This window comes from Eionea flava (assembly GCF_055393785.1).
On record NZ_AP036018.1, the window covers coordinates 858,515 to 870,114 of the forward strand.

The following is an 11,600-nucleotide window of genomic DNA, read 5'->3' on the forward strand; positions in this document are numbered from 1 at the left end:
CCCACTTGAGCTGATCAGCTCATTCTTTATTCCGCCTTAGCTCAGTTGGTAGAGCACATGACTGTTAATCATTAGGTCGCTGGTTCGAGCCCAGCAGGCGGAGCCATTTAGTATGGTTTGTTTATTTTTCTTCCCCGCTCATTATAAAACTAAATGTCAGTTTTACACTCCCTTATGTATGTTTCGTTATGGTTTGTGTGGTTAACTTATCTTTACTTACGCATTTATGTCTTGAGAGTTCGATAATTGGCAAGTATAGTGTTCACTCTATGAACGTTTAAGGTTTTCTATGATGCTGACCGATGAATACCGTTATAAGCTCCTTAGTAAAATAAACGATAATCCGCATCTCAGTCAGCGTGAGCTAGCGAGTGAACTCGGTATTAGCTTGGGCAAAGTCAATTTTTGTTTAAAAGCGTTAGTCGAAGTAGGGTTGGTAAAAGTAGATAACTTTCGTAATAGTAAAAATAAAAGCGGTTACCTATATTTGCTAACCCCAAAAGGGATAGAGCAAAAGAGTTCTGTTACTAAAAGATTTTTGCAAGAAAAAATAAAAGAGCATGATACTCTGATGAAAGAAATAGATGCTATTCAGCAATCGTTACAAAAATAAAATAGATTATTTTAAAATGAAGATATTAACAGTATTCGGTACCCGACCAGAAGCTATTAAAATGGCTCCTTTGGTTCACGCTCTTGATAGTGATAAACGCTTTGAGTCAAGAGTGTGTGTTACCGCACAGCACCGTGAGATGCTTGATCAGGTGTTAATGCTTTTTAAAATCACGCCAAACTATGACTTAAATTTAATGAAAGCAGGGCAGACGTTGCCAGAAGTTACTAGTCGTATTTTGACTGAGTTAACACCAGTATTAAAAGAGTTTAAGCCAGATGTTGTATTGGTGCACGGTGACACCGCAACAACATTTGCTGCTGGTTTAGCTGCTTATTATGAGCAAATAGCCGTGGGGCATGTAGAGGCGGGGTTGCGTACGGGAAATATATATTCTCCTTGGCCTGAAGAGGGAAATCGAAAGTTAACGGGAGCATTAGCAAAATATCACTTTGCACCTACAGAAAACTCCAAGCAAAACCTTCTTAATGAAAATTGTCTTAATGATAGTATTTATATAACAGGTAATACAGTTATTGATGCCTTGTTACAGGTGAAAGCTCAGATTGAGTCTGATATTGTTTTGTCGAATGAGTTGGGATCATGTTTTCCCATGCTAGATAGTAGTAAAAAGCTAATTTTAGTTACAGGTCATCGACGAGAAAGTTTTGGAGGTGGCTTTGAGCGAATTTGTGAAGCCTTGGCGCAAACGGCAAAAACGCATTCAAATGTTCAAATAATCTATCCTGTTCATTTAAACCCGAATGTACAAGAACCGGTTAAGCGTATTTTAAGTGCAGTGGATAATGTGCATCTTGTTGAGCCGCAAGAATATTTACCCTTTGTATATTTGATGAATCGTGCACATATTATTTTAACCGATTCTGGTGGCATTCAAGAAGAAGCCCCTAGTTTGGGTAAGCCTGTATTGGTTATGCGTGATACCACTGAGAGACCAGAAGCGGTCGATGCCGGTACGGTTAAATTGGTTGGAACCGATATGGAGGCAATTACCACAGCACTTCATGAGTTGTTGGTAAATGACGCTGCTTATAGCGTTATGAGTCGTGCGCACAACCCTTATGGTGATGGTAGCGCATGCCAGAGAATATGCGATATTCTCGCAAGCTAAATACGCGAAACCTAGATAATGTAAGTTGCCCCTTATTAAGTAGTAATTAATCGAAAAGTTAAGGAATGGTATGTCTTTTAGTAAGATTTCTGTTATTGGTTTGGGTTATATAGGCCTTCCGACAGCCGCGATGTTTGCTTCTAAGAAGAAGCAAGTCGTTGGTGTTGATGTTAATCCGCACGCTGTAAATACTATCAATCGTGGTGAAATACACATTGTAGAGCCAGATTTGGATGCTATGGTTCATACGGCAGTCAAAGAAGCTTATTTAAAAGCAGTGTTAAAACCTGAGCCAGCAGATGCTTTTTTAATTGCTGTCCCCACACCGTTCAAGTCTTCTTTAAATCGCGACAATGGCAAAAATATTCCTGAACCAGATTTAAGCTACATACAAAAAGCTGCAAAAGCTATTGCACCAGTATTAAAAAAAGGCGATTTGGTGATACTTGAATCCACATCACCCGTTGGCGCAACAGAGCAAATGGCAGAATGGTTAGCTACAGCACGATTAGACTTATCATTTCCGCAAAGCGTAAATGAAAATGCAGATGTTAATATAGCGCATTGCCCAGAGCGAGTATTGCCGGGCCATGTGGTGCGTGAACTGGTAGAAAATGATCGCGTAATAGGTGGTATGACAACGAAATGCTCTTCCCGCGCTGTCGAATTATATAAAATCTTTGTGCAAGGTAAGTGTGTTATTACTAATGCTCGTACAGCAGAAATGGCAAAATTGACCGAAAACTCATGTCGTGATGTTCAAATCGCTTTTGCGAATGAGCTTTCAACTATTTGTGACAAGCTAGACATAAATGTATGGGAGTTAATTGCACTCGCAAATCGTCATCCGCGCATTAATATTTTACAACCTGGTCCAGGGGTTGGAGGGCACTGTATCGCTGTAGATCCTTGGTTTATTGTAAGCAAAACACCAGAAGAGGCCCAACTTATTCATACGGCACGTAAAGTGAATGATGCTAAGCCGGAGTGGGTGATCAATAAAGTTAAAATTGCGATTGCCGATTTTTTACAAGCTAACCCTGATAAAACAGCAAAAGATGTAACAATTTCGTGTTATGGTTTGGCGTTTAAGCCGGACATCGATGATTTGCGTGAAAGCCCTGCGCTTAATATCACAAAAAAAATTGCAGAAATTCATGTGGGTGAAGTTGTAGCGGTTGAGCCAAATATTATATCGCTGCCTGTTACGGAATCATCGTTTGAACTTGTAAAATTTGGGAAGGCGAAAGAAGTGGCAGATGTTCATTTGTTATTAGTTGATCACAAAGAGTTTAAAAATAGTAAGTTTTCAGGACAATTTGTTATCGATACTAAAGGAGTTTGGAAGTGATTAGCTCTGAAAGTATACTGAGTTTAATTGGAAGGACTGAGGAACTATTTTCTCAGGACATTACTGATAGAAATGCCGAACTTAAAGAGATTGTCTCTCGTTCTTCATTTCTTGTTTTAGGTGGTGCAGGTTCTATTGGTCAAGCTGTAACAAAAGAAATTTTCAAGCGGTCACCTAAGAAGTTACATGTTGTTGATATCAGTGAAAATAATATGGTTGAGTTAGTACGCGATATTAGAAGTAGTTTCGGATATATTTCTGGTGACTTTCAAACATTCGCGCTAGATATCGGATCCATTGAGTATGATGCATTTATTCATCAAGATGGACAGTATGATTATGTATTAAATCTTTCAGCGCTTAAGCATGTAAGAAGTGAAAAAGACCCATTTACTTTAATGCGCATGATCGATGTAAATATATTTAATACAGACAAAACCATTCAGCAATCTATAGCAGCTGGAGTTAAAAAATATTTTTGTGTTTCTACAGATAAGGCAGCTAACCCAGTGAATATGATGGGCGCCTCAAAACGCATAATGGAAATGTTTTTAATGCGCAGAAGTGAGGATATTCCTATATCAACCGCGCGCTTTGCAAATGTCGCATTTTCGGATGGCTCGCTCTTACATGGATTTAATCAGCGTATTCAAAAGCGCCAGCCAATCGTTGCCCCTAATGATATAAAGCGCTATTTCGTAACTCCTCAAGAGTCGGGAGAGCTGTGTTTGATGTCTTGCTTATTGGGGGAGAACAGAGATATTTTCTTTCCAAAATTAAGCGAGCACTTACATCTGATGACCTTCGCCGATATTGCTGTTCGCTATTTAAAAAATATAGGTTACGAGCCTCATCACTGTGCTAGTGAGCAAGAGGCTCGTGATTTAGTGAAAACGTTACCGGATGCGGGTAAGTGGCCATGTTTATTTACACCAAGTAATACCACTGGTGAAAAAGACTTTGAGGAGTTTTATACAGACAAAGAAATTCTAGATATGGAACGTTTTGGTAATCTCGGAGTGATAAAAAATCGTCTGGCTTACGATCAAGAATTACTTAGTTTTTTTGAAAAAAAAATACAGGATATGCAGCAGCGGCAGTCTTGGGGGAAAAGTAATATTGTTGATATTTTCCAGAAAATGATACCTACATTTGATCACAAAGAAACGGGTAAGTACCTAGACGGGAAAATGTGAAAATGAAAGTAGAGCTTAAAAATCTCGTCACTTATATTAGGGATATATATCAAACCGAAGACTTTATTCCCTTGCACGAGCCCCGTTTTGACGAACATGAGAAAGAGTTCGTCATTAAATGTATTGATTCAACATTTGTATCAAGTGTGGGTAAGTACGTTGATCAGTTTGAAACACGACTGGCGGACTACGTAGGCGCTAACTATGCCATCGCTACCTCAAGCGGAACTGCTGCTTTGCACGTTTCGCTTTTATTGGCCGGCGTAGAGCGTGACACGGAAGTTATCACACAGTCCTTGAGTTTCATCGCTACCTGTAATGCGATTAACTACTGTGGAGCTAGCCCAGTATTTGTCGATGTGAGCAAGGCCAGTTTCGGTATGTCAGTCGAGTCACTAGAGGAATTTTTAAGCGAGCACGCACGCATAGACAATGGGCAGTGCTACAACTCACTCACGCATAAGCGAATAGCAGCATGCGTGCCGATGCATACGTTCGGTCACCCCTGTGAGATAGATAAGATCCAATCGTTATGTGAACGTTGGTGCATCCCCTTAGTTGAGGACGCCGCAGAGTCACTGGGTAGTACTTATAAAGGTAAGCACACTGGAACGTTTGGTGTGGCAGGAGCCATCAGCTTTAACGGTAATAAAATAATTACAGCAGGTGGGGGCGGCGCCATTGTTACTAACGACGAGCAGTTAGCCAAAAGAGCCAAGCACCTCACCACAACAGCCAAGCTGCAACACAAGTGGGTATTTGAACATGATGAAATTGCTTATAACTACCGTATGCCCAATATCAATGCTGCGCTCTTATGCGCTCAATTAGACAAGCTCGGTGCTTTTGTTGCCAACAAACGAGCAACAGCTGAGATTTACAAAGCATGGTGTGGTCAAAACAACGTTGGATTTGCAGCGGAGCCTGAATTCGCTGAATCTAATTATTGGCTCAATGCCATCCTGTTGGTGAGTTACGAAGAGCAGCAAGAATTTTTAGAATATTTTAATGCGCAAGGTGTGATGTCAAGGCCTGTATGGAATTTGCTCAACACTTTGCCTATGTTCAAAGATTGCTTTGCCATGCCGCAAAACAACGCTCAGTGGCTGGCTGATCGCTTAGTTAATATCCCAAGTAGTGTGAGAATATGAAAGAAATTATTCTAATTGGAGCGGGGGGGCACTGCAAGTCGTGTATCGATATTATCGAGATGATTGAGGGTTATCACGTTGCCGGGATCGTTGAGCGAAAAGGGTCAACAATAAAAGAGGTGCTGGGTTATCCTGTCATTGGTAATGATGGAGATCTAGCAAACTTAAGAAAAAAATATGATTTTGCTTTTGTTACTGTAGGACAGATAAGATCATCTGACTTGAAGGTGCATCTTTTTGATCAATTAAAAAATCTAGCATTTGAACAGCCAAGTATGGTTTCGCCATTGGCTCACGTATCAAATCATGCCACTATCGGCAACGGAACAATTATTATGCATCATGCGCTAGTGAATGCAGCAGTAAAAATCGGTGAAAACTGCATCATCAACTCTAAAGCATTAATCGAGCATGACACAGTTATCAATGATCACTGTCATATTTCAACAGGTGCAATTATCAATGGTGGAGTAACTGTGGGCGAAAAAACATTCATTGGAAGCAACGCAACAGTTAAACATGGAATCAGTATTCCTAGCCAATCCTTTGTTAAGGCGGGATCGTTACTAAAATGAGATCATTTATTATTGCGGAAGTGGGTGTTAATCACAATGGATCGCTAGACTTAGCCAAGCAGCTTGTGGATATTGCCGTAGACTGCGGAGTGGATGCAGTTAAGTTTCAAACGTTTAAAGCGGAGACGCTAGTAACCAAAGCAGCAAAGCAAGCTGAATATCAAACAACGAATACCGGTAAAGCCGAAAGCCAATTCGATATGCTAAAACAACTAGAGCTTAGTGAAGAAGACCATCAAGCTCTAATCTTGTATTGTCAGAAAAATAATATTGAATTCATGTCCACCCCGTTTGATGTGCAAAGTATCTTATTTTTAAATAGTTTAGGTGTGAAGCGTTTTAAGATTCCTTCTGGTGAGATCACTAACTACCCTTACCTAAAGCTGGTGGGAAGTTATAACAAAAAAATCGTGCTTTCGACAGGCATGGCGACGTTGGCAGAAATAGAATCAGCCTTAAATTTGCTGATTGAATCAGGCACTAGCAAAAAAAATATAACCATTTTACATGCAACTACAGACTATCCTACAAAAATGCAAGATGTCAATTTGAGCGCTATGCAAACTATAGCTCAAGCCTTTAAAGTAAAGGTTGGCTATTCTGACCACACATTAGGTATTGAAGTGCCTACTGCTGCAGTGGCGATGGGTGCGTCGGTTATTGAAAAGCATTTTACGTTAGATAGAACCCTTCCGGGTCCTGATCATAAAGCAAGTTTAGAGCCTCAAGAACTAAAACAAATGGTTAATGCTATTCGCAATATTGAAGTGGCGTTGGGTGACGGTATGAAATGTCCGAGTGCACAAGAAAGAAAAAATATTCCTATTGCCAGAAAAAGTATTGTGGCTGCTAGGCCTATTAGGAAAGGCGAAAAACTGACAATAGAAAACTTAACTGTAAAAAGGCCTGGTTCAGGAATATCTCCCATGCGCTGGGATGAAGTGTTACAACAAACAGCACAGAAAGATTACGAAACGGACGATATTATATGAAGAAAATTTGTATTGTTACAGGTACCCGCGCTGAATACGGTTTGTTGTATTGGTTGATGAAAGGTATAAAGCAGGATACAAATTTACAATTACAAGTGATCGTCACTGGTATGCATTTATCACCAGAATTTGGTTTCACCTATAAAGAAATTGAGAAAGATTTTAACATCGATAAGAAAATCGAAATGCTTCTATCTTCCGATACTGCCATAGGGGTTTCAAAATCAATGGGTTTGGCTCAAATATCATTTTCTGAAGCCTACGAAGAATTAAATCCTGACTTGGTCGTTCTTTTAGGGGATCGCTACGAAATTTTTTCTGCCGCCGCTGCCGGTATGATTGCTCGTATACCAATCGCCCATTTACATGGAGGTGAAACGACGGAAGGGGCTTTCGACGAGGCTATTCGTCACAGCATTAGCAAAATGGCCTACTGGCACTTTACAGCAGCAGAGCCCTATAGAAAACGAGTAATACAGTTGGGAGAGTCTCCTGACAGAGTGTTTAATGTGGGTGGGCTAGGTGTGGAGAATATCTCGCGCCTTAAGCTGCTTTCTAAAAAAGAACTAGAGGATTCTACTGGCTTCGAGCTAGCTAAGCGAAATGTGTTGGTAACTTATCATCCGGTGACTCTTGAAAATTCGAGCGCAAAAGAGCAATTTGGGGTAATTCTTGATGCTTTGGATAAATTTAGTGAATTTGGCATTATATTCACTAAAGCTAACAGCGATACGGATGGCAGGGTAATCAATCAAATGATAGATGAATATGTTTCAAAAAACCCCAAAAAATCTGTTGCTTTTACCTCAATGGGGCAACTGCGTTATTTAAGTACACTGCAATATGTAGATGCAGTAGTAGGCAACAGTTCTAGTGGCTTAGCCGAAGCGCCTAGTTTCAAGATTGCAACAGTAAATATAGGTGATAGACAGAAAGGTCGTTTAAGAGCGGAAAGTGTCATTGATTGTGCGCCAACTCTAGACGATGTCGTCCAAGCAGTTGAGCAAGCATTGTCAGCTACATTTAAAGCTGTGCTGCAAGCTACCGTAAATCCTTACGGAGATGGGCATGCTAGCTTAAAAATATTATCTGTTCTCAAGCGTGACCTTGACCCTTTCGACTTAAAAAAGACATTTCACGACATATAAGGTTTGCGTATTTTATGACCCAATTTAAATCTGCACTGATAAGCCAGCACATAAGTATCAAAGATGCATTAGTAAAACTGAACCAAACGGCATTGCAAATTTTATTGGTGGTGGACAGCAAGGAAAAACTTTTAGGTACTATAACCGACGGTGATGTGCGACGTGGCTTGTTAAAAGGCTTAACGCTAGACGATACTATTGGGCCAATTGTATTTAAGAATCCCACGGTAGGTTTTATTGATGAATCTACTCAAGATGTTATAAAAAAAGCGCTCGCTAAAAAACTGCATCAAATCCCCATTGTCGATGAAAGCTATCGTGTTATTGCTCTTAGAGAAATTGACGAGCTATTAAAGCCCGAGATAAAAACAAATAAAGTTGTGCTCATGGTGGGTGGCTTGGGTACACGGCTGCACCCGTTAACAAAAAATACTCCAAAGCCTATGTTGAAGGTAGGAGACAAACCGATATTGCAAACTATTGTAGAGCAGTTTTGTCGTTACGGCTTCATTAACATTGTTATGTGCGTTAACTACAGAGCTGATGCCATCAAAAATTATTTTAGCGATGGAAAAAAATTTGGCGTCAATATCGAATATGTGTTTGAAAAAGAGCGTATGGGGACGGCGGGGGCGTTGAGTCTTTTGAATAATAAACCCGAAGAACCTTTTTTTGTCATGAACGGCGATTTATTAACGGATGTCAATTTTGAAAGCCTGCTAGATTATCATCGGTCACATAACGCAGAAGCAACGATGTGCGTACGTGAATATGATTTTCAAGTGCCCTACGGGGTTGTTAACATTGATGGAAATAAAGTGACCTCGGTAGAAGAGAAACCTGTTCATAAGTTCTTCGTGAGCGCCGGTATATATATGCTTAGTCCAACCGCATTATCGGCTATTCCCAACGATCAGTATTACGATATGCCCAGCTTGTTTGAAGCGTTAATTGAGCGGCAACAAACTATCATTTCTTTTCCTATTCATGAGTACTGGCTAGACATTGGCCGTATGAATGAATTTGAGCAAGCTAATAGAGAGTACAGTGAGATATTTGAATGAAGGCGCTCATCATTGGCTATGGCTCAATTGGTCGCAGACATGATGAGGTTTTGTCATCTTTTTCTGAGATAGAAACAGTCGATATTGTCACCAAGCAATGTTTAAGTGACAGAGTGATTTTTTCCAAGCTAACAGACGTTCTAAATATTAATCAATACGACTATTTTCTAATTGCTTCTGAAACAGGTAAGCATTTTGAACAACTTGCCTGGCTGAATGAGCAAGTAAGCGGTAAGACGGTATTTTGTGAAAAGCCACTATTTGAAAAATATTACGACTTGCCTAGCATGCAGAATGATGTTTATGTGGGTTATGTTTTACGTTTTCATCCGGTATTGCAGAAAGTAAAGCAAATGCTAGCCGGACAAGAGATATTGTCAGTCAACGTAAATTGTGGGTCTTATTTACCTCATTGGCGGGAAAACGGTGATTACCAAACATCGTACAGTGCTAAAAAGAATGAAGGCGGTGGCGCTCTGTTAGATTTGAGTCACGAAATTGATTACACCGCATGGCTGGCCGGATACTTCTGCACGATAAGCAGCTACCAAAAGAAAGTATCTAACTTAAAAATAGATAGTGATGATCTAGTGGCTTTGATTGCCCAAACAGATAAACAGGCCATCGTTAATCTAAGCATTGATTATTTCACCAAGTCGTCGACTCGCCGCGTGCAGATTAACACAAACCAGTTCACCCTTGAGGCTGATCTAGTTAAAAATACTTTGCAAAAAACAGTAGTTAATGGCGAAACAGAAAATTTTACATTCAGTACACTGCAAAGAAATGATCTTTTTGCAGCCATGCACCGTGAGTTGCTTTTTTCGCCTAATAAGCAGCATATATGTTCACTGAAGCAAGGCATTCAAGTGATGAAAATAATACGGACGATACAGGAGCAAAATAATGAGTAATGTATTGTGCACAATTTGTGCTAGAGGTGGTTCCAAAGGTGTACCCAATAAAAACATTAAGCGTTTAAATGGTAAGCCCCTTATTGCGCATACTATAGAGCAAGCGCTTGAGGCCCAATTATTCGATCACGTAGTCATCAGTACTGATTCCGACGAGATTGCAGAAACCGCAGAAAAGTGTGGGGCGGAAGTGTTTTTTCGTCGCAGCGCAGACCTATCTTCAGATACCGCAGGTAAGCTAGAGGTTATTCGCGATGCTTTTTTAAGGAGCGAGGCTCACTATAAAAAATCTTACGAGTATCATGTGGATCTTGATGCGACATCCCCACTTAGGAATGTCTCGGACATCACTGGAGCCTTTTCTCAGTTTTTGGAGAATAAAAACGCTAATTTAATCACCGCTATGCCCAGCAGGCGAAGCCCCTATTTTAATATGGTCGAAGTCGATAATAATGGTTGTGTGGCACTTTCTAAAAAGCTTGAGTCATCAATCGTTAGAAGGCAGGATGCTCCAAAAAGCTACGACATGAATGCCTCTATTTATGTATGGGCAAGACAAGCCTTGCTTGAACAGAAAAATATTTTTTCTGAAAGCACAGGTTTATTCGTGATGCCAGAAGAGCGCTCGATTGATATTGATAGTGAAATTGATTTTGAATTTGTTGAATTTTTAATGAGAAATAAAAAAAATGTTAAATGATCAGGTGGTGGTTGTCACAGGCGGAGCAGGTTTAATCGGTAGAGCGTTTGTAGAAGCTATTGCAAATAGTGGCGGTATAGCTGTTATCGCAGACATTAATCCTGAAAATACTGCCCAAGCAAAAGCCAGCCTACCCGAAGAGCTCCATAGTCGAATTGATGTGATTGAATTGGATATTACCAATAAAGACTGTATTGCAGAACAATTGCAAGCGCTTAACGATAAATACGGCAAAATTGATGCAGTGGTGAATAATGCATACCCACGCAATAAAAACTTTGGTCGCCACTTTTTCGATGTAGAGTATTCTGATTTTAACGAGAATGTCGGTTTACACCTAGGTGGGTATTTTAACGTATCTCAGTGCTTTGCTAAGCACTTTATGGCGCAGAGTTTTGGCAATATTATTAATGTTTCCTCTATTTATGGCTTGGTTGCGCCTCGCTTTCATATTTATGAAGGAACCTCGATGACAGTATCGGTCGAGTATGCAGCTATTAAATCGGGGCTTAACCACCTCACCAAATATATGGCGGCCTATTTTAAAGGTAATAATATTCGCGTAAATACCTTATCACTTGGGGGTATATTGGATGGCCAACCTGACTCTTTTTTGGAAAACTATAAAGATGAGTGTTTAAATAAGGGGATGCTAAATCCTGAGGATGTTATAGGTTCGTTACTCTATTTATTGTCAGATAAAAGTAAATATGTAAATGGTCAAAATATTATTGTTGATGATGGTTTTGTTCTGTAGGTAATTA

12 protein-coding genes and 1 tRNA gene are annotated in these 11,600 nt (G+C 40.0%); all 13 read left to right on the forward strand.

Features of this window, described 5'->3' with window-relative positions; all coding sequences use genetic code 11:
• Positions 1–30: 30 nt before the first annotated feature.
• The 13 genes from ACZ5O6_RS03890 (at position 31) to ACZ5O6_RS03950 (ending at position 11,593) form a co-directional block, all read left to right on the forward strand.
• A tRNA-Asn gene (locus tag ACZ5O6_RS03890) sits at positions 31–106 on the forward strand.
• Positions 107–289: 183 nt separating this feature from the next.
• Positions 290–613, forward strand: coding sequence for a MarR family EPS-associated transcriptional regulator (locus ACZ5O6_RS03895; protein ID WP_447091043.1), 324 nt, complete (start codon positions 290–292; stop codon positions 611–613).
• Positions 614–629: 16 nt separating this feature from the next.
• Positions 630–1,745 (forward strand): non-hydrolyzing UDP-N-acetylglucosamine 2-epimerase, encoded by a 1,116-nt coding sequence (wecB, locus tag ACZ5O6_RS03900; protein ID WP_447091042.1) that lies wholly within the window; start codon positions 630–632, stop codon positions 1,743–1,745.
• A gap of 70 nt (positions 1,746–1,815) precedes the next feature.
• The gene (gene wecC / locus ACZ5O6_RS03905) at positions 1,816–3,096 is read left to right on the forward strand and encodes a UDP-N-acetyl-D-mannosamine dehydrogenase (protein WP_447091041.1); all 1,281 of its coding nucleotides are present in this window, start codon (positions 1,816–1,818) and stop codon (positions 3,094–3,096) included.
• On the forward strand, positions 3,093–4,292 hold the full coding sequence (locus ACZ5O6_RS03910) for a UDP-N-acetylglucosamine 4,6-dehydratase (protein ID WP_447091040.1): 1,200 nt from the start codon (positions 3,093–3,095) through the stop codon (positions 4,290–4,292). Before wecC ends, ACZ5O6_RS03910 begins: the two co-directional genes overlap by 4 nt.
• A 2-nt stretch (positions 4,293–4,294) precedes the next feature.
• The gene (locus tag ACZ5O6_RS03915; protein ID WP_447091097.1) at positions 4,295–5,443 is read left to right on the forward strand and encodes a LegC family aminotransferase; all 1,149 of its coding nucleotides are present in this window, start codon (positions 4,295–4,297) and stop codon (positions 5,441–5,443) included.
• The gene (locus ACZ5O6_RS03920; protein ID WP_447091039.1) at positions 5,440–6,018 is read left to right on the forward strand and encodes a NeuD/PglB/VioB family sugar acetyltransferase; all 579 of its coding nucleotides are present in this window, start codon (positions 5,440–5,442) and stop codon (positions 6,016–6,018) included. Before ACZ5O6_RS03915 ends, ACZ5O6_RS03920 begins: the two co-directional genes overlap by 4 nt.
• Positions 6,015–7,010, forward strand: coding sequence for an N-acetylneuraminate synthase (neuB, locus tag ACZ5O6_RS03925; protein ID WP_447091038.1), 996 nt, complete (start codon positions 6,015–6,017; stop codon positions 7,008–7,010). Before ACZ5O6_RS03920 ends, neuB begins: the two co-directional genes overlap by 4 nt.
• The gene (neuC, locus tag ACZ5O6_RS03930) at positions 7,007–8,158 is read left to right on the forward strand and encodes a UDP-N-acetylglucosamine 2-epimerase (protein ID WP_447091037.1); all 1,152 of its coding nucleotides are present in this window, start codon (positions 7,007–7,009) and stop codon (positions 8,156–8,158) included. The genes neuB and neuC overlap by 4 nt, the downstream gene beginning before the upstream one ends.
• A 14-nt stretch (positions 8,159–8,172) precedes the next feature.
• The gene (locus tag ACZ5O6_RS03935) at positions 8,173–9,222 is read left to right on the forward strand and encodes a nucleotidyltransferase family protein (protein ID WP_447091036.1); all 1,050 of its coding nucleotides are present in this window, start codon (positions 8,173–8,175) and stop codon (positions 9,220–9,222) included.
• Positions 9,219–10,136, forward strand: coding sequence for a Gfo/Idh/MocA family protein (locus tag ACZ5O6_RS03940; RefSeq protein WP_447091035.1), 918 nt, complete (start codon positions 9,219–9,221; stop codon positions 10,134–10,136). The genes ACZ5O6_RS03935 and ACZ5O6_RS03940 overlap by 4 nt, the downstream gene beginning before the upstream one ends.
• The gene (locus ACZ5O6_RS03945) at positions 10,129–10,836 is read left to right on the forward strand and encodes an acylneuraminate cytidylyltransferase family protein (RefSeq protein ID WP_447091034.1); all 708 of its coding nucleotides are present in this window, start codon (positions 10,129–10,131) and stop codon (positions 10,834–10,836) included. The genes ACZ5O6_RS03940 and ACZ5O6_RS03945 overlap by 8 nt, the downstream gene beginning before the upstream one ends.
• A complete protein-coding gene (locus ACZ5O6_RS03950; protein WP_447091033.1) occupies positions 10,826–11,593 on the forward strand; it encodes an oxidoreductase in 768 nt (255 codons plus the stop codon). The genes ACZ5O6_RS03945 and ACZ5O6_RS03950 overlap by 11 nt, the downstream gene beginning before the upstream one ends.
• The last annotated feature ends 7 nt before the right edge of the window (positions 11,594–11,600 follow it).